Source organism: Armatimonadota bacterium (genome assembly GCA_031081675.1).
Classification (GTDB): domain Bacteria; phylum Sysuimicrobiota; class Sysuimicrobiia; order Sysuimicrobiales; family Kaftiobacteriaceae; genus Calidihabitans; species Calidihabitans tengchongensis.
Window position 1 is genome coordinate 16,303 of sequence record JAVHLZ010000001.1, and the last position, 19,992, is coordinate 36,294.

At 71.5% G+C, this 19,992-nt stretch carries 21 protein-coding genes; 1 reads left to right on the forward strand and 20 read right to left on the reverse strand.

The genetic code is table 11. The features are described 5' to 3' along the window. Positions 1-131: 131 nt before the first annotated feature. From RB150_00080 to moeB, 14 genes are all read right to left on the reverse strand, one after another. The gene (locus RB150_00080; protein ID MDQ7818938.1) at positions 132-500 is read right to left on the reverse strand and encodes a DUF971 domain-containing protein; all 369 of its coding nucleotides are present in this window, start codon (positions 498-500) and stop codon (positions 132-134) included. Positions 501-726: 226 nt separating this feature from the next. Beyond that, on the reverse strand, positions 727-1,383 hold the full coding sequence (locus RB150_00085; GenBank protein ID MDQ7818939.1) for an SRPBCC family protein: 657 nt from the start codon (positions 1,381-1,383) through the stop codon (positions 727-729). A gap of 280 nt (positions 1,384-1,663) precedes the next feature. Then, entirely contained in the window at positions 1,664-2,635 is a 972-nt protein-coding gene (locus RB150_00090; GenBank protein ID MDQ7818940.1) for a methionine synthase, read from the reverse strand. Beyond that, positions 2,632-3,618 (reverse strand): methylcobamide--CoM methyltransferase, encoded by a 987-nt coding sequence (locus tag RB150_00095; GenBank protein ID MDQ7818941.1) that lies wholly within the window; start codon positions 3,616-3,618, stop codon positions 2,632-2,634. The genes RB150_00090 and RB150_00095 overlap by 4 nt, the downstream gene beginning before the upstream one ends. 255 nt (positions 3,619-3,873) lie before the next feature. Continuing rightward, positions 3,874-5,730, reverse strand: a complete 1,857-nt coding sequence (locus RB150_00100) for a bifunctional homocysteine S-methyltransferase/methylenetetrahydrofolate reductase (protein ID MDQ7818942.1) — start codon at positions 5,728-5,730, stop codon at positions 3,874-3,876. A 66-nt stretch (positions 5,731-5,796) separates the two neighbouring features. Then, positions 5,797-6,954, reverse strand: coding sequence for an acyl-CoA dehydrogenase family protein (locus RB150_00105; GenBank protein MDQ7818943.1), 1,158 nt, complete (start codon positions 6,952-6,954; stop codon positions 5,797-5,799). A gap of 222 nt (positions 6,955-7,176) precedes the next feature. Beyond that, positions 7,177-8,124 carry a fused MFS/spermidine synthase gene (locus RB150_00110; GenBank protein ID MDQ7818944.1) on the reverse strand — a complete coding sequence of 316 codons (948 nt, stop codon included), beginning with the start codon at positions 8,122-8,124 and terminating at the stop codon, positions 7,177-7,179. A 140-nt stretch (positions 8,125-8,264) separates the two neighbouring features. Then, entirely contained in the window at positions 8,265-9,725 is a 1,461-nt protein-coding gene (locus RB150_00115) for an RtcB family protein (GenBank protein MDQ7818945.1), read from the reverse strand. Positions 9,726-10,185: 460 nt separating this feature from the next. Further along, entirely contained in the window at positions 10,186-10,410 is a 225-nt protein-coding gene (locus RB150_00120; GenBank protein MDQ7818946.1) for a NifU family protein, read from the reverse strand. Positions 10,411-10,461: 51 nt separating this feature from the next. After that, the gene (erpA, locus tag RB150_00125) at positions 10,462-10,842 is read right to left on the reverse strand and encodes an iron-sulfur cluster insertion protein ErpA (GenBank protein ID MDQ7818947.1); all 381 of its coding nucleotides are present in this window, start codon (positions 10,840-10,842) and stop codon (positions 10,462-10,464) included. Positions 10,843-11,195: 353 nt separating this feature from the next. Beyond that, on the reverse strand, positions 11,196-11,726 hold the full coding sequence (locus RB150_00130; protein ID MDQ7818948.1) for a cupin domain-containing protein: 531 nt from the start codon (positions 11,724-11,726) through the stop codon (positions 11,196-11,198). Then, positions 11,723-12,766, reverse strand: coding sequence for an alcohol dehydrogenase catalytic domain-containing protein (locus RB150_00135; protein MDQ7818949.1), 1,044 nt, complete (start codon positions 12,764-12,766; stop codon positions 11,723-11,725). Before RB150_00135 ends, RB150_00130 begins: the two co-directional genes overlap by 4 nt. Continuing rightward, positions 12,757-13,794 carry a zinc-binding dehydrogenase gene (locus RB150_00140; GenBank protein MDQ7818950.1) on the reverse strand — a complete coding sequence of 346 codons (1,038 nt, stop codon included), beginning with the start codon at positions 13,792-13,794 and terminating at the stop codon, positions 12,757-12,759. The genes RB150_00135 and RB150_00140 overlap by 10 nt, the downstream gene beginning before the upstream one ends. A gap of 136 nt (positions 13,795-13,930) precedes the next feature. Further along, the gene (moeB, locus tag RB150_00145; protein ID MDQ7818951.1) at positions 13,931-15,154 is read right to left on the reverse strand and encodes a molybdopterin-synthase adenylyltransferase MoeB; all 1,224 of its coding nucleotides are present in this window, start codon (positions 15,152-15,154) and stop codon (positions 13,931-13,933) included. Positions 15,155-15,453: 299 nt separating this feature from the next. Here moeB and RB150_00150 point away from each other — a divergent pair, with 299 nt between their 5' ends. Continuing rightward, positions 15,454-16,473, forward strand: a complete 1,020-nt coding sequence (locus RB150_00150; protein ID MDQ7818952.1) for an NAD(P)/FAD-dependent oxidoreductase — start codon at positions 15,454-15,456, stop codon at positions 16,471-16,473. Between the two features lie 187 nt (positions 16,474-16,660). On the opposite strand, the gene RB150_00155 is transcribed toward RB150_00150, so the two are convergent. From RB150_00155 to RB150_00180, 6 genes are all read right to left on the reverse strand, one after another. Beyond that, positions 16,661-17,107, reverse strand: a complete 447-nt coding sequence (locus RB150_00155) for a LytTR family DNA-binding domain-containing protein (GenBank protein MDQ7818953.1) — start codon at positions 17,105-17,107, stop codon at positions 16,661-16,663. A gap of 193 nt (positions 17,108-17,300) precedes the next feature. Next, positions 17,301-17,942: a response regulator transcription factor gene (locus RB150_00160; GenBank protein ID MDQ7818954.1), complete on the reverse strand. Its 642-nt coding sequence runs from the start codon at positions 17,940-17,942 to the stop codon at positions 17,301-17,303. A 91-nt stretch (positions 17,943-18,033) separates the two neighbouring features. Then, the gene (gene rsrA, locus RB150_00165) at positions 18,034-18,264 is read right to left on the reverse strand and encodes a mycothiol system anti-sigma-R factor (protein ID MDQ7818955.1); all 231 of its coding nucleotides are present in this window, start codon (positions 18,262-18,264) and stop codon (positions 18,034-18,036) included. After that, positions 18,257-18,877: a sigma-70 family RNA polymerase sigma factor gene (locus tag RB150_00170; GenBank protein MDQ7818956.1), complete on the reverse strand. Its 621-nt coding sequence runs from the start codon at positions 18,875-18,877 to the stop codon at positions 18,257-18,259. The genes rsrA and RB150_00170 overlap by 8 nt, the downstream gene beginning before the upstream one ends. Before the next feature lie 112 nt (positions 18,878-18,989). Then, the gene (locus tag RB150_00175; GenBank protein ID MDQ7818957.1) at positions 18,990-19,415 is read right to left on the reverse strand and encodes an Rrf2 family transcriptional regulator; all 426 of its coding nucleotides are present in this window, start codon (positions 19,413-19,415) and stop codon (positions 18,990-18,992) included. After that, positions 19,412-19,810, reverse strand: coding sequence for a M67 family metallopeptidase (locus RB150_00180; protein ID MDQ7818958.1), 399 nt, complete (start codon positions 19,808-19,810; stop codon positions 19,412-19,414). Before RB150_00180 ends, RB150_00175 begins: the two co-directional genes overlap by 4 nt. Between the last annotated feature and the right edge of the window lie 182 nt (positions 19,811-19,992).

Below are 19,992 nucleotides of genomic sequence, written 5' to 3' on the forward strand. Positions count from 1 at the left end.
CCCGCCCTCACCCGCACCCTCTCCCGGAGGGAGAGGGGAGTTTATCTCACCCAGCCCTCACCCGCGCCCTCTCCCGGAGGGAGAGGGGGGCGATATCGCCAGGGGGGAGTGGTGTTGATGGGAGTGTCGGCCTATCTGGGTGGGTCTTCCGCGTCCGCGGCTCCGGGCGTCCGCGATTTTGCACGCGCGCGGGTGCAGTCGTCGCACTGGCACAACTCGAAGCGCAGCAGCGGGAAGGGATAGATGCCGGTGTCGTGGCCGTCCATCCAGACAAAGCGCAGGGCGTAAGCGCCCACCCGCTCGACCCGCAGGGCCCGGATGGTCGGGGGAACATCCTTTGCGGTCAGTGGGCGCGGCGTGTAGCCGGGCTCTCCCCGGCAGCGGGCGCACGGGCAGTTCAGGCGGAGGCTCTGCCAGGTGTAGGTGGAGCGGTGGCCGTCGGACCAGGTGATGGTGAAGGTCGCGTCGGCGACGCTGCCGATCTGGGTGGGGACGGGCATCCGGGGGCTCACGGCGTCTGGTCAAGAGTGTACTACGGGACCGGGTCCGGAACTTACGCGTTGACCCGGAGGGACAGGGGAGGTGTTCCGAGCCCTCTTCCGGAGGGAGAGGGGAGGTGTCATCTCACCCGAGCCCTCTCCCGGAGGGAGAGGGGCGCGTATATTAACCCCCGGAGGAGAGGGGAGTTGTGGGGGGCGCGCGTTCGCGTCGCCGTGGAGAGCGGAATTACTGCGTCGGAGGGGCGGGGCGGCGGGAGCGCCGGCGCCGCCGGCGGCGGCCGCCGGTGGTCCTGGCCTGCTGAGGCTGCGGCGAAGCCGCCGGGGCGGCGGTCTGCGGCGGAGAGGGCTGGGGTTCCGCGCGCGCGGGCCCGGCGGGAGCAGGTCCGGCGTCCGACGCCGGCTGTACGGCTTCCTCGGAAACGTTCTGCGGCTCCTGAGCCTTCCGGGTGACCCGGGGCAGGTCGCGCTCGGCCGTCAGCTTGAACTTGTCCAGACTGCGCTCCACGAAGGCGCGCAGGACGCGCCGGGCGGACTCCTCGGAGATCAGGGGGATGCCGACGTCGGCTTCCACCGTCAGGGCGAGTTCGGTGTCCCCGTCCACGGACTTCAGCGTGTACTGTCCCCGGAACGTCCGCAGGCCCCCGCGGGTCTGGCGGAACTCGATCCGCCGGTTGGGGTGCAGGACGGCGCGCTGGACGGACTCCACCGGGATGCCGCCGAAGTAGCCGCGGTAGTAGACCGTGAGGGTGTTGGAGCGGCGCTCCAGCAGGTCGGCGGTCAGCCACAGGCCGGTGACCCTGGGCTGGGCGTCCAGGCGGCTGACCAGCTGGAAGACCTTCTGGACGGGGGCGCGGATGATGCGGCGGCCTTCGACCTTCACCATGTCACCGGCTAGTGTACACGCTGGCGGGGATGGGCGAAAGTCGGGACCGGGGACGGCAACCGTGGGGTCTGGGATCAGGGACTGCGGCACCCTCCTACTACGTCGAGGGTCCAAGGTTGAAGTGTACTACCCCTCACCCGCACCCTCTCCCGGAGGGAGAGGGGAAGGTGTCATCTCTCTCCCGGGCCCTCACCCTGGCCCTCTCCCAGAATGACCTCTCCCGGCCCTCACCGACTCTCTTCCCCAGAGGGAGGGGAGGTAGCGGGGCGGGGTGCGGGGGCTACAGCTCGCTGCGGACGAGGCGGGCGGCGGCCACCATGTTGCGCAGCTTGCCGACAGTCTCCTCGATGGTGCGGGTCTTCAGCCCGCAGTCCGGGGAGATGTAGATCTGCTCGACGGGGATGACCTCCATCGCCCGGCGGATGCCGTCGGCGATCTCCTCCACCGACTCCACCCGGTGGGAGTGGGCGTCCACCACCCCCAGCCCGATGTCCTTGGTGAACGGCGCCGTCTTGAACGTCTCCAGCAGGGCGAACTCCTCGTTCTTGAGGGCCAGGTCCAGCTGGTGGACGGCCAGGGAGAGCATCGCCGGGTAGATGCGGGGCACGTCGCCGTAGCAGATGTGGGTCACCGTGTAGGCGCTCAGGCCGTCGGTGACGATCTCCATCGCCTCCCGGGCCAGGTCGAAGTCCTCCTCGGGGCGGGTGTGGATGGCCGGCTCGTCGATCTGGATGTAGCGGGCGCCGGCCCGCTCCAGGTCCAGGGCCTCCTCGTGGATGGCCCGGGCCAGCTCCAGGACCAGTTCCCGCCGGGTGGGGTAGTACTCGTTGAACGACCACTCGGCGATGGTGTACGGGCCCGTCAGCATCCCCTTCACCGGCCGCCCGGTCAGCGACTGGGCGAAGGTGAACCACTCGACGGTCACCGGCCGGCGGCGGCCCACCGGGCCCACCACCACCGGCTTGGGGTAGTAGCGGTTGCCGTACGACCGCACCAGGCCGGCGATGGCGAACCCCTCCATCTCGTCGGCGAAGTAGGCCACCATGTCGCCCCGGTACTGCTCGCCGTCCACCAGCAGGTCCAGGCCGACCTCCTCCTGGATGCGGATCCACTCCCGGGTCGCCCGGCGCTCCAGCTCGGTCAGTTCCTCTTTGGAAATCTGCCGGCGGGCAAACTTGCGGCGCGCCTCCAGCAGGTAGTCCGGCTTGGGGTAGCTGCCGACGGCGGTGGTGGGCAGCAGGGGCAGGCTCATGCCCGCGCCTCCCGCAGGACGCCCTCCGCCGCGCGGGCGGCCTCCACCAGACGGGCCAGCTTGCGCCGGGCCACCCCGCGGGGCAGGAACTCCAGGCCCGCGCTGGGCGCCAGCTGCAGGCGGTCGGGCGGCACCACCTCCGCCAGCCGCCGGACGGCGGCGACCAGCTCGTCCACCGGCTCCAGGCGGGTGTTGCGGGCATCCAGCAGGCCGGCCATCAGGCCGCGGGTGAACGGCGCCCGGCGGATCACGTCCCAGTTGCGGTGCCCGGCCACGAAGTCCAGGCCGATCACCTCAAAGGGCAGGTCCAGAATCTGCGGGTACAGGCCGTTGATGTCCCCGAAGTAGGTGGCCAGGACCGTGCGGGCGGTGACGCCCTCGGTGAGGACGGCCATCGCCTCGGCGAACAGCGGGTAGTCGGCCTTGTGGGCGCACAGGGCCGGCTCGTCCACCTGGATCACCTCGGCCCCGGCGGCCTGGAGGGCCCGCAGCTCGCTGTTCAGGGCGCGGGCCAGGGCCAGGGCGAAGTCGCGGTCGGAGGGGTAGTGGCGGTTGCGGCTGAGCCGGGCCAGGGTGAACGGCCCGGTGACCACGGGCTTGACCGGCCGGGGGCTGTGCCGGCGGGCGAACTCGAAGTCGGCCACGGTGATGGGCTCCACCCACGCCACCTCGCCCTCGGCGACGGGCTCCCGGTAGTAGACGTTGGTGTCGAAGTAGCGCTGCAGCCCGTTGATGGAAAAGCCCCGCAGGCGGCGGGCGAAGTAGGTCTGACCGTCTTCCCACCGGATCTGGCCGTCGGTGATCAGGTCCACGCCGGCGTCCACCTGCTCGCGGATCACCTCCAGGGTGACCTCGTCCTCCACCCGGCGCAGCTCGGCCTCGGTCGCCTGGCCCTTCTGGACCTTCTCGACGGTGGTGCGCCAGCGGCCGGGCGCCGGGGGATCGGGGATCTTGGGGTAGCTGCCGATCACGGTGGTGATCACTGGTCGGCCCTCACTCTGTTCCTCACCTAGCCCTCTCCCCACCCTCTCCCCTGCCCTCACCCTCGCCCTCTCCCGGAGGGAGAGGGGAAGGGGTGTCATCTCTCTCTCCCCTGCCCTCACCAGCCCTCTTCCGGAGGGAGAGGGAAAGGTGTCATCTCTCTCCCCTGCCCTCACCCCGCCCTCTCCCGGAGGGAGAGGGAGGTGTTACGTCGCTCAAAAGGAGAGGGGGGTGGTTTGTTTTGCGCTTCCGTTAGTTTAGGGTACCGCCGCGCGGCGCGCAAGGCGGACGAGTTCCAGCACCGCATCGAAGCGGCCGAAGGACGGAATCAGGTACAGGCCGGCCACCCGGCCGCGGATCGCCTCGACGAGGGCGTGGGCGATGCGGATGCCCTCGGCCCTGGCGTCGGTGGCCAGCCGCATCCGCTCCCGGACCCAGTCGGGCACGCGGAAGCCGGGCACCTCGTTGTGCAGGAACTCGGCATGGCGGTGGCTGACCAGGGGCAGCACTCCCACCAGGGTCGGCAGGGGCAGCCCGCCGGCCACACGCAGGAAGCGGTCCAGCACCTCCGGGTCGTAGATGGGCATGGTGCAGATGAAGTCGGCGCCGGCCCGCACCTTGCGCTCCAGGACCCGGACTTCCCGGTCCAGATCCGCCGCCGCCAGGTTGAGGGCCACCCCGACCGTGAAGGCGGTAGGCGCCCCGATGGGGTTGCCCGACTGGTCGCGGCCGCGGTTGAACTCCTTGATCAGGCGCACCAGTCCTGAGGGGGTGACGTCGGAGACGGCCGTGGCGTTGGGATAGTCGCCCATCTGGGGCGGGTCGCCCCGCAGGACCAGGACGTTGCGCACGCCCAGGGCGTGCACCGCCAGCAGGTCCGACTGCAGCCGCACCAGGTTGCGGTCCCGGGTGGTGAAGTGCAGGACCGTCTCCAGCCCGACCTCGCTCTGGATCCGGGCGCACATGGCCCACGGGCTCATCCGCAGCCGGGCCAGGGGGTTGTCGGCGACGTCCACGGCGTCCACCCCGGCCTCCTGCAGGCGCCGGCAGCCGTCCAGCTCCCGCCGGTCCTGCGCCCCGCGGGGAGGATCCACCTCCACCGTGATCACGAAGGTCCGGCCCAGCTTCTGGGCCAGCGGCGTGGGCTCCGGGCGCGCTGCGGGTTCCTCGGCGGGCGGCCGGGCCGGAGGAAACTCCACCACCGCCGTGGTGACGGCGGGGGCGGGGCCGGCCAGGGCCTCCCGCATGGCGGCGATGTGCTCGGGGGTGGTGCCGCAGCACCCGCCGACGATCCGCGCGCCGAGCGCGGCCATCTGGCGGGCGTGGCCGGCCATGTAGGAAGGCGTGGAGACGTAGATGTAGCGGCCGCCCACGTAGGCGGGAAAGCCGGCGTTGGGCATCGCCGACAGGAAGACCGCGGGCGAGGCGGCGGCCATGCGCTGGATCACCTGGAGGATCCCCAGCGACCCCACGCTGCAGTTGGCCCCCACCACGTCCACCGGCAGCGCCTCCAGCGTCCGCACGATCTCCGCCGGCTCGTGGCCCAGCAGGGTCCGGCCCTCCTGGGTGAAGGTCATCTGGGCGATCAGAGGGACGTCGGTGGCATCCCGCACGCCCCGCACCGCCTCCACCAGCTCGGCGAGGTCGGTGAACGTCTCCAGGATCAGGACGTCGCACCCGCCCTCCACCAGGGCCGCCGCCTGCTCGGCGTAGGCCTGGCGGACCTCCTCCGGACTGACGGCGCCCAGGGGGGCCATGGGGCGGCCGATGGGCCCCATCGAGCCCGCCACGAACACCGGGCGGCCCGCCGCGTCGGCGGTCTCCCGGGCGAGGGCCGCGCCGGCCCGGTTGATCTCGCCCAGGCGGTGAGCCAGGGCGTGCTGGGCGAGCTTGAACCGGTTGGCGCCGAAGGTGTTGGTCTCGATCAGCTCGGCGCCGCTGTGGATGTAGTCCAGGTGGATCTGGCGGACCAGGTCGGGCCGGGTGAGGTTGAGGGCGTCAAAGCACTGGTCAAACGGCACGCCGCGGGCGTAGAGCTGGGTGCCCATGGCGCCGTCGGCCAGCAGGACGCCTTCCTGCAGGCGCTCCAGAAATGGGTGAGCTGACCGGTGCATCCGTGGCTCGTCCTCGCCCTTTCCCGGGCCCTCACCCTCGCCCTCTCCCGGAGGGAGAAGGGAGTGTTATCCCTCTCGCAGGTAGCCTTCCAGCAGGGACTTGGCAATGATGATTCGCTGGATCTCGGAGGTTCCCTCGCCGATCTCGGTGAGCTTGACGTCCCGGTAGTAGCGCTCCACGGGGTAGTCCTTGATGAAGCCGTAGCCGCCGTGGATCTGGACGGCCCGGGTGGCGGCGCGGGCGGCCGCTTCGGAGGCGAAGAGCTTGGCCATGGAGGCCTCCCGGCGGAAGGGCTGGCCCAGGTCCGCCAGCTGGGCGGCCCGCAGGACCAGCAGCCAGGCGGCGTCCAGCTCGGTGGCCATGTCGGCCAGCATGAACTGGATGGCCTGGTGCTCCACCAGGGGTTTGCCGAAGGCAGTCCTCTGGCGGGCGTAGGCCAGGCTGTCGTCCAGGGCGGCGCGGCCGATGCCCACCGCCAGGGCGCCGATGCCGATGCGGCCGCGCTCGAGGACGCGCATCGCCTGGCGGTAGCCGTCGCCTTCCGGGCCGATCAGCGCGTCGGCGGGCACCTCGCAGTCCTCCAGCACCACCTCGGCGGTGTCGCTGGACCGCACCCCCAGCTTGTCCTCCTTCTTGCCCACCCGCAGCCCCGGGGCGTCCCGCTCGACGATGAACGCCGAGATGCCGCGCCGCCCGGCCTGGGGGTCGGTGACGGCCATGACCACGTAGACGCCGGCCACGCTGCCCTGGGTGACGAAGACCTTGGTGCCGGTGAGGACCCACCCTCGTCCGCGGCGCACCGCGCGCGTCTGGATGGCGGCCGCGTCGCTGCCGGCGACGGGCTCGGTCAGGCACCAGGCGCCCAGGGATCCGCCCCGGGCCAGCCGGGGCAGGTAGCGGCGCTTCTGCTCGGGGCTGCCGAAGTGGAGGATGTGGCCGGTGCACAGGGAGTTGTGGGACGCCACGCTGAGACCGATGCCGGCGTCTCCCCAGGCAACGGCCTCGATCGCCAGCATGGCGCTCACCGTGTCCAGGCCGGCCCCGCCGTAGTCGGCGGGGACCATCAGACCCCACAGGCCCAGGGCGGCCATCCGGGGGACCAGGTCCAGGGGAAAGTGTCCCTCGCGGTCCCACCGGGCAGCGTGGGGGCGCAGCTCGGCGCGGGCGAACTCGCGGACGGTCTGGTGGATGAGGCGCTGCTCGTCGGTCAGCTCGATGCGCATGGCGGCGATCCGGGATCCGGGATCAGGAGTCCGGGATCAGCATACTCGCTTCCTCATACCCGTCCTCTCCCCAGCCTCTCCCCCGCCTTCTCCCGGGCCCTCACCCTAACCTCCTCCCACGCCCTCACCCTAACCCTCTCCCACAGGGAGAGGGAAGGTATTGTCTCTGCCGGGCCCTCACCCGCGCCCTCTCCCGGAGGGAGAGGGAGTCCGTCGCAGGTGTCAGTCGACGACCAAAGGGTGTTCGTCGGTGATGATGGTGGCCTGCTGCTCGATCAGCAGCCGCAGGGGCCGGGGCAGGCTCATGACCCGGCGGTGGGTGATGCCGTCGTAAAAGCGCAGCTCCACCCCGCGCTCCCGCAGGCGGCGGTCCACCTCCGCGGGGTCGTCCAGGTCCTCCCACACCGGCTCCCGCGACCCGGCCACGAAGGCCCACGGGTAGTCAAACGACATGACGTACTCGCAGTAGGAGCGGGTGTGGGGGAAGACCTCGCGCACGGTCCGGTGGATCGCCGCGTGGAGGCGGTCCCCGGCGTCGTAGTGGACGCCGATGGCCTGGGTGACGAACACGCCGCCCGGCTCCAGAACCCGGGCCACGGCCGCGTAGAACTGGCGGGTGTACAGCAGCTTGCTGGGCCCGCCCTCGATGGGGTCGGTGATGTCGTTGATCACGACATCGAAGCGGCGGTCGGTCCGCTCGACGTAGGCGCGGGCGTCGCCGTAGACCACCTCCACCCGCGGGTCGTCAAACGCCCCGGCGTGCCAGGACGGCAGGTGGCGGCGGCAGAGGTCCACCAGCTCCCGGTCGATGTCCACCATCACCACCGACTCCACCGACGGGTGGCGCAGGACCTCCCGCAGAGGCGCCCCTTCCCCGCCCCCGCACACCAGCACCCGCCGGGGATGGGGGTGGGCCAGCATGGCCGGGTGGACCAGCAGCTCGTGGTAGATGTACTCGTCCACCTCGGCGGACTGGATCTTGCCGTCCACCACCAGGCACAGGCCCAGGTGGTCACACCGCTGGATGAGCACGTCCTGGTAGGCCGTGCGGGCGCGGGCGACCACCTCCCCGCAGCGGTGGACGTGCACCTCGCTGTCGGTGTACCGGTCGTAGAACCACAGACCCTTGAGGGGGAACTCCTGGACGGCGAAGACGTCGCGCTCGGACACGCCAGCCCTCCTGTTGAGCACTGCCGGACCCGGGATCAGAAATCCGGGACCGGGGATCAGGGATCGGGGACCCGGCAGGGACGGGGTCCCCTCCGATGTCGGATCCCCGATCCCGGATCACCGGTCCCGCATCCCGCAGGTCATCCTTTCACCACGCCGAGAGGCCGCGTGCGGGCCACGCGGCGGCTGAGGCCGGCCGCATGGCAGACGGCCACCACGTCGGCGACGTCCTTATAGGCCGGGGAGGCCTCCTCGGCCAGGAGACTGCGATCCTGGGCGCGGACCAGGATGCCCTGGTGGCGCAGCTGCTCGGCGATGTCCACCCCGGCCAGGGTGCGCACGGCCTGCTTGCGGCCCATCACCCGCCCGGCGCCGTGGCAGGTGGAACCAAACGACAGGCGCATGGCGTCCTCGGTGCCGACGCAGACGAAAGAGTACCGTCCCATGTCCCCCGGCACCAGCACCGGCTGGCCGATCTCCCGGTAGCGGGGCGGGATCTCGGGGTGGCCCGGCGGGAAGGCCCGGGTCGCACCCTTGCGGTGCACCACCACCTGCCTGAGCTGGCCGTCCACCGGATACTCCTCGACCTTGCCGATGTTGTGGGCGACGTCGTAGACCAATCGCAGGCCCAGGTCCTCGGGGCTGCGGCCGAAGACGCGGCTGAAGGACTCCCGGACCCAGTGGGTGATCATCTGGCGGTTGGCCCAGGCGAAGTTGGCGGCCGCGCTCATGGCGCCGAAGTAGCGCTGGCCCTCCGGCGAGCGGAAGGGCATGCAGGCCAGCTGCCGGTCCACCAGGTGGATGCCGTGCTGGCGGGCCGAGCGCTCGGCCACCCGCAGGTAGTCGGTGCACACCTGGTGGCCCAGGCCGCGGGAGCCGCAGTGGATGAACACCACCACCTGGCCCACGTGGTCAATCCCCATGGCGCGCGCCGCGCGGGCGTCGTAGATCTCGTCCACCACCTGGACCTCCAGGAAGTGGTTGCCCGAGCCCAGGGTGCCGATCTGTCCCCGGCCGCGCTGCTTGGCGGCGTCGCTGACGGCGTCGGGGTCGGCCGCGGGCAGAGACCCTCCGGCCTCGATGACCTCCAGGTCCTCGGGCCACCCGTAGCCCTTCTGCACGGCCCACCGGGCTCCGCCCCGCAGCACGTCATCGATCTCGCCCATGCTGACCTTGACCCGCCCGGTGGACCCCACGCCCGAGGGGACGTTGACGAACAAGGCGTCCACCAGGGGCTCCAGGCGGCGGCGCACCTCCTCTTCGGTGAGGGAGGTGCGGATCAGGCGCACGCCGCAGTTGATGTCGTACCCGATGCCGCCGGGGCTGATGATGCCGCTCTCCACGTCGAACGCCGCCACGCCGCCCACCGGGAAGCCGTACCCCCAGTGAATGTCGGGCATGGCCAGGGAGTAGCCGACGATGCCCGGCAGGGTGGCGACGTTGGCCACCTGCTCCAGAGCCTGTTCCTCGGCGATCTGGCGCAGCATGCGCTCGTCGGCGAACACCAGCCCGGGGACGCGCATGCCCGGCTTGTAGGTGGGTGGGATCTCCCACCGGTAGTCGTCGACCTTCTTGAGGATGTGCGTCCAGGGCGTCGTCATGGCAGATCACCGGCGCTCGCGCCGCGCGGGAAGCCACAGATAATGATACAGGGACCGGGGATCGGGGGCCAGGGAGGCCTCCTTGAACTGCGTTGAAGGTCGGAGGTTGAAGGTGGACTGCGACTGCGGGATCGGGGATCGGGGATCAGGTCGGCGTCCCTCACCCCAGCCCCTCTCCCGAAGGGAGAGGGGAAGAATGTTGTCCCTCCCAGCCCTCACCCGCGCCCTCTTCCCCACCCTCTCCCGGGCCCTCTCCCATGCCCTCACCCTAGCCCTCTCCCGGAGGGAGAGGGGAGAATATTAACTCTTCCAGGGGGAGAGGGGAGGTGTTTTGCGGCGCGCGGCCGCGATCTCGTCTCCGGCTGTGGTGTGGGCAATTGCCTCGCGAGGAGGATACCGCTCCCTCGCCCCTTGGGGGAGAGGGTGGGGGTGAGGGGGATGGAAGGAGAGAGAAGGACGGTTAGAAGGGCATCGCCTCGACGGCCTTGACCTCGGGGACGGCCTCGCGCAGCAGGCGCTCCACCCCGGCCTGGAGGGTCATCAGGGAGTGCATGCACCCCACGCAGGCTCCCGCCAGCCGGATCTGGACGATGCCGTCCACCACGTCGATCAGCTCGATGTCGCCGCCGTCGCCCTGGATGTAGGGGCGGATGCTGTCGAGGACCTGTTCCACCCGGGTCCGGATGTCCTGGGTGGCGGCGGAGGTCTGCAGCTGCTCGCTCATCGGTGGGCTCCTTTATGCCGGGGCCGGGCCCGGTTCTTCCCCGCACGGCTCGGGCCGGCCGGGGTCGTGGCGGGTCTTGAACGAGTGACCGCACCCGCAGGTGTTCACGGCGTTGGGATTGCGGACCATGAACCCCTCGCCGAAGTGCGACCGGGTGTAGTCGATCTGCGCGCCGCGGAGAAACTGGAGGCTGTAGGAGTCCACCAGCACCCGGACACCGCCGCGCTCGAATACCTGGTCGTCCTGGCGGCGCTCGGAGTCGAACCCCATCCCGTAGGAGAAGCCTTCGCACCCGCCCGGCTGGATGAACAGCCGCAGGTACAGGTCGGGCTCCTCCTGGGACTGCAGGAGTTCGCGCAACTTGGCGGCGGCCTGCTCGGTGATGCTGATCATGGGTCGAGCGTCCCTCCTCGGCTGACCTTCTGGGGGTGATTCTATACTTCCGGGGTGAGAAATTCAACTGACACCCCCTCGGGGATCGGGGACCCGGGATCGGAGATCAGGGACTGACGGGCCCCTCCCCTATTCCTCTCCCAAAGGGAGAGAGGGAAATTGGCTCTCCCCGGCAGGGGGCGAGGTGGTGTGGGTCGCGTTCGGGCGATCCGGTCTCCCACTGTGGCGGGCGGTGAATGTCAACGGCGTCGGAGGGGTTACCGCTCCCTCGTCCCCTGGGGGAGAGGGCGGAGTGAGGGACGGGTTTCTGGCCCTCCCTTGAGGGGAGAGGGAGTTGGGGCGCGCGGTGGCGTCTACCGGTGCCGCAGGACCGCCCGGACGGCGGGGTCGGCGAGCAGGTCGGCCAGCTCCTCGTCGGTGAGGGGCTGGGGGGGATCGCGGTCGCTGTCCACGGGGCAGAGGAAGCCAAACGGTCCCTCCCCCGCGTTGATGAACTGGTGCGGGGTCAGCGGGGGGACGTAGACCAGGTCGAAGGGGGCCACGGCGAACACCCGGCGCCCGACGACCACCTGCCCGCGTCCCCGCAGCACGACCGCCGCGTGCACGTGACGGTGCTTCTCCAGGCTCGAGTACCCGCCGGGGGCGATCTCGAAGTACCGCAGCACGAACGCGCTCCCCGGGCCCGTGAGGGTGTGGCGGACGACGTCGCGCCACAGCATCCCCGGAGCATCGGCGGGTCCCGCCTTGTAGACCTGGGGCTCGACCCCCTCCCACGCAAAAGCCTGCGGGTCGAACCGGCGGTGCAGGCGGTCGTCCGGGGGCGTGCCGCCAGGCAGGTCGCACGAACCTGCCGCGGGCACGGCGGGCGGGATGCGGTCCCTCACGGCCGCACCACCACCTTCAGGGCGTCGGTGGCCTGGCGGACCAGCCGGTAGCCCTCGGCCGCCTGCTCCAGGGGCAGGCGGTGGGTGACCAGGTCCTCCACCGGCAGGCCCTCGGCCAGATACCGCAGAGCCTGCGCGGTGTCCGGCGGGCCCGCCGAGTAGCTCGGCACGATGCGGACCTCCCGGAAGTACAGGTCGTGCACCGGCAGCGGCCAGCGGGCCTCCGGCGGCGTGGGGGTGAACACCACCACGGTCCCGCCCGGGGCCGCGCAGGACAGTCCCGATTCCAGCGCCTCCACGGTTCCGGGGCCCACCACCACCACGTCGGCGCCGTCTCCTCCCGTGCGCCCGCGCACCGCGTCCGACAGGTCCTCCCGGCCGACATCCACCACGGTGGCCCCCAGGGCGGCCGCCCGCCGCAGGCGTGAGGGAACCCGGTCGGCGCCCACGACGACCTCGGCGCCCAGGCGGCGCGCCAGCAGCACGTGCAGGAGGCCCATGACCCCGAGCCCGATGACCACCACGCGGTCTCCGGGTCCCAGGCCCGCCCGGCGGCACGCCTTGACCGCGCAGGCCAGGGGTTCGACGAAGGTGGCCGCCTCGTCGGACAGCGCGGGCGGGAGGGCGCGGACGTCGGCGCGGACGATCTCCGCCGGCACCAGCGCGTACTCGGCCAGCCCGCCGGGGACCAGACGGGTGCGGCGGAAGGTGGGGCAGTGGACGTAGTCGCCCCGCCGGCAGGCCCGGCAGGCCAGGCAGGGGGCGTGGTGGTGCACGAAGACACGGTCGCCGGGAGCGAAGGCCTCCGCGCCCGCGCCGGCCCGCACCACCTCGGCCACCACCTCGTGTCCGGGAACCAGCGGGGCCTTGCGCGCCATGTACCAGTCCATCACCTCCCCCGGGCACAGGCCGCAGGCGCGGACGCGGACCAGCAGTTCCCCGGCCTGCGGCGGCTGCAACGGCACCTCCTCCACCCGCAGGTCGGACGGACCGCGGTAGACGACGGCCCGGGTGGTGGCGGGAAGGGTCTCTACGCCCACGGAGCGGCCTCGGGCAGGACGGCGTACTTCACGCCGTTGCCCCGGTCCAGGGAGGCGAAGACATCCGCGATGGCGGCCAGCTCCCGGACGCCGGTGACCAGCGGCCGGACATCGACCAGGCCGCGGGCCAGCAGGTGGTAGGCCTCCTCCACGTCCCGCGGCCGGTAGTGGAAGGCGTTGACGATGTCCACCTCGTCGTAGTGCAGCCGCGTGGCGTCAAACGCCACCTGAGTGCCTCCGGCCAGACCCGCGAACAGCACCACCCGGCCGCCGGAAGCCGCCCACCGCGGCGCCTCCTCCCACATCTGGGCGTTGCCCGTGCACTCGATGACCACGTCGGCGCCGGTCCCGCCGGTGGCCTCCCGCACCCGGGCGGTCAGGTCGCCAGCCCCGGTGTCCACCACCGCGTCGGCGCCCATGCGCAGTGCCAGGTCCAGCCGCTCCCGCCGGCGCCCCACGGCCACCACCCGGGATCCCAGCGCGCGGGCCAGGCGCACGTGCAGCAGGCCGATGGCGCCCAGCCCCACCACCGCCACCTGCTCGGGAATCCGCGGCCGCAGCCGGTCCCAGGCGTGCACCACGCACGACAGGGGCTCCAGAAACGCCGCCTCGATGTAGGACAGGCCGGCCGGCTTGGGCAGCAGGTGCTGGCGGACCACCCGCCCCGACACCAGCAGGTAGTCGGCGTACGCCCCCAGCACGATGTCGTCGAACTGGCGCTCGCAGAGGTTCTCGCGGCCGCGGCGGCAGGGCGGGCAGGACCCGCAGGGGGCCGTGGGGGTCGGCACCACCGCGTCTCCCTCCCGCACGTGCCCGACGCCCTGTCCGACCGCGACCACGTCGCCGGCGCATTCGTGGCCGAACGGGCCGAACGGAACCTTGGGATGCCCGCGGCGGTAGGTCTTCAGGTCGGTGCCGCAGGTCAGGGCCGCCCGCACCCGCAGGAGAACCTGTCCGGGGCCGGGCGAGGGCACCGGGCGGGTGACCAGCTCGATGCGCCGGGGCTCGCGCAGGACGGCCTGGCGCATGACAGAGCGGGGTCCGGGGTCCGGAGCCCGCTCCGCCACCGGGGCTCGGGGTTCGGGAGTGGGAAACCGGGACGACGGCGTGGGGGTCACGGGTCACCGCCCCAACGATCCGGTACGTCTGCGCTGCGGGAAGACGTCACGTCGTTTTCCCCCGACCTGCGCCATCTCCCTGCCTCTCGGAGGACCAGGTCGGGCCGGCCTCCACCGGATACTGTTCGTTCATCCACGCCACGATCCCGCCAGCCAGGTTGACGGCGCGGTCGTAGCCGGCGGCCCGCAGGGTCTCGGTCACCGTGGCGCTGCGCTGGCCGGTGGCGCAGAAGACGATGGTGGTGCGGTCCCGCGGGATCTCCTCCAGCCGCCGGGGGACCTCGGCCATCGGGATGAACAGCGCGCCGGGAATGCGGGCGGTGACCCACTCCCACTCCTCCCGCACGTCCAGCAGGACGGCCTCGCCCCGCTCGACCAGGGCCCGGGCCTCGGCCGGGCCTACCTCGGGGATGGTCCGGGCGGCCGCCGGCTGGGGCTGGGGGTGCGGCCGCGGGACGCCGCAGAACGCCTCGTAGTCGATCAGCTGGGTGATGGTGGGGCGGTCGCCGCAGACCGGGCAGTCGGGGTTGCGGCTCCAGCGGACGGTGCGGATCTCCGCGGCCAGCGCGTCCACGATGAGCAGGCGGTTGACCAGCGTCTCGCCCCGCCCCAGGAGGATCTTGATGGTCTCCAGCGCCTGCAGGGTGCCCATGAATCCCGCCACGGCGCCGATGATGCCGCCCTCGGCGCAGCTGGGCACCGTGCCGGGCGGCGGAGGCGTGGGGAACAGGCACCGGTAGCAGCCGCGGCCGGGCACAAAGACGGTGGCGTGGCCCTCCCACCGCAGGATGCTGGCGTCCACCAGGGGCTTGCCCAGGAACACGCAGGCGTCGTTCACCAGGTAGCGGGTGGGGAAGTTGTCGGAGCCGTTCACCACCACCTCGTAGTCGGCGATGATGTCCAGGGCGTTCTCGCTGCTGAGGACGGTCTGGTGCGGAATCACGGTCACGTCGGGGTTGATGTCTTCCAGGGTCCGCCGCGCCGACTGGGTCTTGGGGCGCCCGATGTCGTGGGTGAAGTGGAGGATCTGGCGGTGCAGGTTGGACAGGTCCACCCGGTCGCCGTCCACGATCCCCAGGGTCCCCACCCCGGCCGCCGCCAGGTACAGGGCGGCGGGGCTGCCCAGGCCGCCGGCGCCGACGATCAGGACCTTGCTGTCCAGCAGGCGGCGCTGCCCGGCCAGGCCGACCTCCTCCAGGATGGTCTGCCGCGAGTACCGCTCCATCTGCTCGGCGGTGAGCAGCGGACCAGGTCGGGTGACCAGCGTCATCGTCTTGCCTCCTCAGACGATTGTTGACCGCGTGGCTGCGGAATCGATTCTACCACGCCGTGACGGGCGCGGGTATCTTCGGTCGTCCCGGCTTCGCCCCCTGCCCCGGCTGTGGCGGGCCGCACCGCGCGTGGCTCGGACGGGCCGATGCGGTGGTGCCCGGACCGCGGACGTCGGCCGGGTTCGGCCGGCGGGGATCGGCGGCGCGGACGGTGCCGCGCCGGTGCCGCCGGGGGTGGAGCCATCCTCCCGGGGGAATGTATAATGGCGCAGCGTGCGGGAGGAGGGGAACGCCGGCCATGAGCGTCGACGAGCTGTACGACATGACCATCATCGGGGCGGGCCCCGCGGGGCTGTTCGCCGCCTACTACGCCGGCTTCCGGGGCCTGCGGACCAAGATCATCGACAGCCAGCCGGACCTGGGCGGACAGATCACCGCCCTGTACCCCGACAAGTACATCTACGACGTGGCGGGCTTCCCCAAGATCCTGGGCAAGGACCTCGTGCGCAACCTGGTGGAGCAGATGATGCAGTACACCCCCACCATCCACCTCAACGAGAGCGTGCAGACCCTGGACCGACTGCCTGACGGGACCATCCGGCTGGGCACCGACCTGGGAGTGCACCTGACCCGGGTGGCTCTCATCACCGCAGGCATCGGCGCCTTCACCCCCAAGACCTTCAAGCGTCCGGAACTGGACCAGTGGATGGGCCGGGGCCTGTACTTCGCGGTGCGCAACAAGGAGGAGTTCCGGGGCAAGCGGCTGCTGGTGATCGGCGGCGGGGATTCGGCGCTGGACTGGGCGCTGGGCCTGCTGGACTGCGCGCGGGAGATCACCCTGATCCACCGGCGGGACGGGTTCCGGGCCCACGAGGACAGCGTGCGCAGGCTGTTCGCCTCGCCCATCAAGGTGAAGCTCTTCTACGAGCTGCGGGCGCTGCGGGGCGACTCCCAGGTGCGGGAAGCGGTCATCTTCCACAACAAGACCCAGGAGGAGGAATCGCTGGAGGTGGACGCGGTCCTGGCCTTCCTGGGACTGGTCAGCAACCTGGGCCCCATCCGGGAGTGGGGGCTGCAGATCCAGGACGACTCCATCGTGGTGAACACCAGGATGGAAACCAACATCCCCGGCGTGTACGCCGCCGGGGACATCGTCACCTTTCCCGGAAAGCTCAAGCTGATCGTGACCGGGTTCGGCGAGGCGGCCACGGCCGTCAACAACGCCGTCACCTACCTCAACCCCAAGGCGTCGGCGTTCCCGGGTCACTCGTCGTCCATCATGGAGCAGAAGGAGAAGGCGGCGGCGCGGGGGCGGTGAATCCGGGGAACTGCGGTGAAGGTCCAAGGTTGAAGGTGTACTGCAACTGCGGGATCAGGGACTGCGCCCTCACCCTCGCCCTCTCCCATGGGGAGAGGGCAGAGTTATCTCTTCCAGGCCCTCACCCCGGCCCTCTCCCGGAGGGAGAGGGGAATCGTGTGTGAGGCGCGGTCACGTGAGTCCGCGCCTAGAGTCCCAGGAGGTCTTTGAGGGCGTGCAGGCGGTGCTTGCTGAGGGGGACGTCGCGGCCGCCGTCCAGGGCGAGAGTGTAGGCGTTGCGGGTCCAGGGGATGACGCTGCGCACGTGGGTCAGGTTCACGAGGTAGGCGCGGTGGCAGCGGAAGAAGCGGTGCGGTTCCAGGCGGGTCGTCAGCCGGTCCAGGGACAGGCGGGTGCGCAGTTCCCCCTGGCGGGTCACGACCATCGTGCGGTCGCCGTCGGCGTAGCAGTACAGAATGTCCCCCAGGGGCAGCAGCCGGATCTCGCCGTCCAGGTGGACCGGCAGGCGGTCGGAGGCCCCGCCGGGGGAGGCGCTCTCGGGCAGGGAGCGGCCGGCGGCGTCGGAGACCGACGCCACGGCAGCCGTACGCAGGTCCAGCGCGGGCTGCGGGCGGACAGCAGGTCGTTTTCGCACGCGGGTCGCCCCTCCTCCACCATCGCGGGGATCCGGGCGCGGGGCAAGACCCGGAGGGGGCAGGCAGGGGTGGCTGGGCTGAGTGTACTGGGTTGAAGGTTGAAGGTGAACTGCAATGGCGGGATCCGGGATCGGGGATCAGGGACTGCGCCCTCACCCTCGCCCTCTCCCGAAGGGAGAGGGGAGATAGCGCTCACGCCTTGACCAGGCCGCGGCGGACGGCGTAGGCAGCCGCCTCGACGCGGCCGCGGACCCCCAGCTTCCGGTACACGCCCTTGAGGTGGTTGCGGACCGTGTGGGGGCTCAGCTGAAGCTGGGCGGCCGCCTCGCCGATGGACGCCCCCTGGGAGATCATCTGCAGGACCTGCAGTTCCCGGCGGGAGAGCGCGGACGGGTCCCGCCACCGGGCCACGGCCCGGGCCACGCGCTGCAGCGCGGCCGGGCTGACCTTCGGGTAGACGATCCCCTCTCCGCGGGCCACGGCGCGGACGGCCTCCAGCAGCTCGTCGGGCGCTGCGGTCTTCAGCAGATACCCGGCGGCCCCCGCCCGCATCGCCTCCAGGGCGTAGGCCTCCTGCTCGTGCATCGTCAGGATGAGGACCGGGATGTCGGGCAGCTGGCGGCGCAGCGTCCAGGTGGCCTCGATCCCGTCCATGCCCGGCAGGCCCACGTCCATCAGGACCAGGGAGGGGCGCAGGGAGCGGGCCAGGGTGAGGGCTTCGGGGCCTGTGGTCGCCAGTCCCACCACCTGGATGGCGGCGTCCTGCTGGAGCAGTCGGACCAGGGCTTCGGCGACCAGGCGGTGGTCATCGACCACGAGCAGGCGGATGCCCACGGCGCTCCTCCGCCCTCTCCGGCCGGCATGCTAGCAGGCCGCCGGCCACCCCGGAAGTGACACAAACGGGGGACGGCGTCCGTCGGCGCCGTCAGGTCTCCAGCAGCCGGAACAGGCGTCGCTTGAGCTCGGGGGGCGCGGGGCCCTCGCGGCACTTCCGCTCGATCAGCTCCCGCAGGCGGCGCTGGAACTCGTAGCGCGGGCCGCAGCCGGAGCAGGCCTGGATGTGCGACCGGATCTCCAGGTAGCGGGCTTCGTCCACCTCGCCGTCCAGGTACTGCCACACCATCTGCAGGACCTGTTCGCAATCCAGATCAGCCATCGCCCCCACCCCCCGCCGGCCGCACGTCGGCGCGGGCGTATCGGGCCCGGCGGGCGTACTCCCACAGGGCCACCTGCAGCCGGCGGCGCGCCCGGTGCAGGCGGGACATCACGGTCCCCATGGGGATGCCCAGCATTTCGGCGATCTCCCGGTAGGAAAAACCCTCGATGTCGGCCAGGACCACCACCTCCCGGAACGTGTCCGGCAGGCTGTCCAGCGCCGCCTTGACGTCGGCGTCCATCAAGGTGGCCAGGAAGGCTTCCTCCGGGTTTCCGGCCCGGCGGAAGTCCTCACTCTCCTGCACCCGGGAGTACAGGTAGAACTCGTCGACGTCGTCCTGGTCCACCACCTCCGGCTCCCGGGACGCCTTCCGGTAGCCGTCAATGTAGGCGTTCATGAGGATGCGGTACAGCCACGCGCGGGCGTTGGTGCCGGGCTGGAAGGTGCGGAAAGACCGCCAGGCACGCAGGAAGGTCTCCTGGAGGAGGTCTTCCGCCCGCGCCCGGTTGCGGGTCAACCGCAGCGCCGTGCCGAACAGCCCGTCCAGGTACTGCTCCACCAGGGCCGTAAAGCGCTGCCGGTCCTCGGCCGTCTGAGCTGTGGACGCCGCCATCGTCGCTCCCATGGAGGGCACCCGGTCCAACGCCGCCGGGTGCCGCCGCATTCCCCTCAAAAACACGACCAGGCCGGGCCCCCGCCCGGCCTGGATGCGCGACGGCGGCGTCTCACAGGTGGCCGGCTGGCTGCCTGACCCGAGCGATGTCGGCCAGGGTCATCTCGGCCAGCACCCGCTCGACGGCCCGGTTGATGGCCTGCCAGACCGGGCGCAGGCCGCATCCGGGCGCGTAGACGCAGTCCGGGTCGCTGGTTTCCACGCACCACCACGGCGCCGCCGCCCCCTCCAGGACGTCGAACGCCTCGCGGAGGCTGATGGCCTCCGGTGGCCGGGCCAGGACGTGGCCGCCGGCCGGGCCGCGCTTGCTGGTCACCAGGCCGGCGCGGCGCAGCACGGCCATCAGCTGGTTCAGGTAGGGTTCGGGCAGCCCCTGGCGGGCGGCGATGTCGTGGGTCTGGACCGGACCTTCGCCGTAGTGGCTGGCCAGGTCGATCAGCGCCCGCAGGCCGTACTCGGCACGGGTGGAGACTCTCATCGGATGATCACGCTCGCTTCCGCGATCTGCCCGTCGGCCAGCCGGAACGCCCGGATCACGGGGGCCGACCGGTCGGCCAGGGAGATGATCACGTACAGCGCCTCCGGGTAGTAGGCCCGGGCCACGTCAGTGGTGGACGGATACGCCGGGGTATGGGTGTGCGAGTGATAAATCCCCACCAGATCCAGCCCCGCCGCCTCCATGTCCTTGAAGGCCGCCAGCTGCTGGGCGGGATCCATCAGGTACGTGTAGGGGCTGCGGTCGACGTTGGTCCCCCGGTAGATCCGCTCGACCCGGCCGTCGCGCCCGGCCAGCAGGCCGCAACACTCGTTCGGGTACTCTTCCTCGGCGTGCCGGATCAGTTCCGCCGCCTGCTCCCGGGTCAGCTCCAGCACCGTCGTCACTCCCCACTATATACCAGACCGGGGATGTCCGGAACAAGGAGACGGGGGTCCTCCGCCGGCGGCCGTGGGCGCCGGGCCGTGGGCGTCGGAGGTCCCGGTCAGAACGCGTAGGGGGCGGTGGCGGGGTTGGCCCGCAGGGCCTCCCACTCGGCGTCCGAGACCGGCTGCGGGGG

Excerpts from the sequence above, each read along its gene's own strand:
- RB150_00080 (MDQ7818938.1), bottom strand. The coding sequence starts at position 500 with ATGCCCGTCCCCACCCAGATCGGCAGCGTCGCCGACGCGACCTTCACC.
- RB150_00085 (MDQ7818939.1), bottom strand. The coding sequence starts at position 1,383 with ATGGTGAAGGTCGAAGGCCGCCGCATCATCCGCGCCCCCGTCCAGAAG.
- RB150_00090 (MDQ7818940.1), bottom strand. The coding sequence starts at position 2,635 with ATGAGCCTGCCCCTGCTGCCCACCACCGCCGTCGGCAGCTACCCCAAG.
- RB150_00100 (MDQ7818942.1), bottom strand. The coding sequence starts at position 5,730 with ATGCACCGGTCAGCTCACCCATTTCTGGAGCGCCTGCAGGAAGGCGTC.
- RB150_00105 (MDQ7818943.1), bottom strand. The coding sequence starts at position 6,954 with ATGCGCATCGAGCTGACCGACGAGCAGCGCCTCATCCACCAGACCGTC.
- RB150_00115 (MDQ7818945.1), bottom strand. The coding sequence starts at position 9,725 with ATGACGACGCCCTGGACGCACATCCTCAAGAAGGTCGACGACTACCGG.
- erpA (MDQ7818947.1), bottom strand. The coding sequence starts at position 10,842 with ATGATCAGCATCACCGAGCAGGCCGCCGCCAAGTTGCGCGAACTCCTG.
- RB150_00140 (MDQ7818950.1), bottom strand. The coding sequence starts at position 13,794 with ATGCGCCAGGCCGTCCTGCGCGAGCCCCGGCGCATCGAGCTGGTCACC.
- moeB (MDQ7818951.1), bottom strand. The coding sequence starts at position 15,154 with ATGACGCTGGTCACCCGACCTGGTCCGCTGCTCACCGCCGAGCAGATG.
- RB150_00150 (MDQ7818952.1), top strand. The coding sequence starts at position 15,454 with ATGAGCGTCGACGAGCTGTACGACATGACCATCATCGGGGCGGGCCCC.
- rsrA (MDQ7818955.1), bottom strand. The coding sequence starts at position 18,264 with ATGGCTGATCTGGATTGCGAACAGGTCCTGCAGATGGTGTGGCAGTAC.
- RB150_00170 (MDQ7818956.1), bottom strand. The coding sequence starts at position 18,877 with ATGGCGGCGTCCACAGCTCAGACGGCCGAGGACCGGCAGCGCTTTACG.
- RB150_00175 (MDQ7818957.1), bottom strand. The coding sequence starts at position 19,415 with ATGAGAGTCTCCACCCGTGCCGAGTACGGCCTGCGGGCGCTGATCGAC.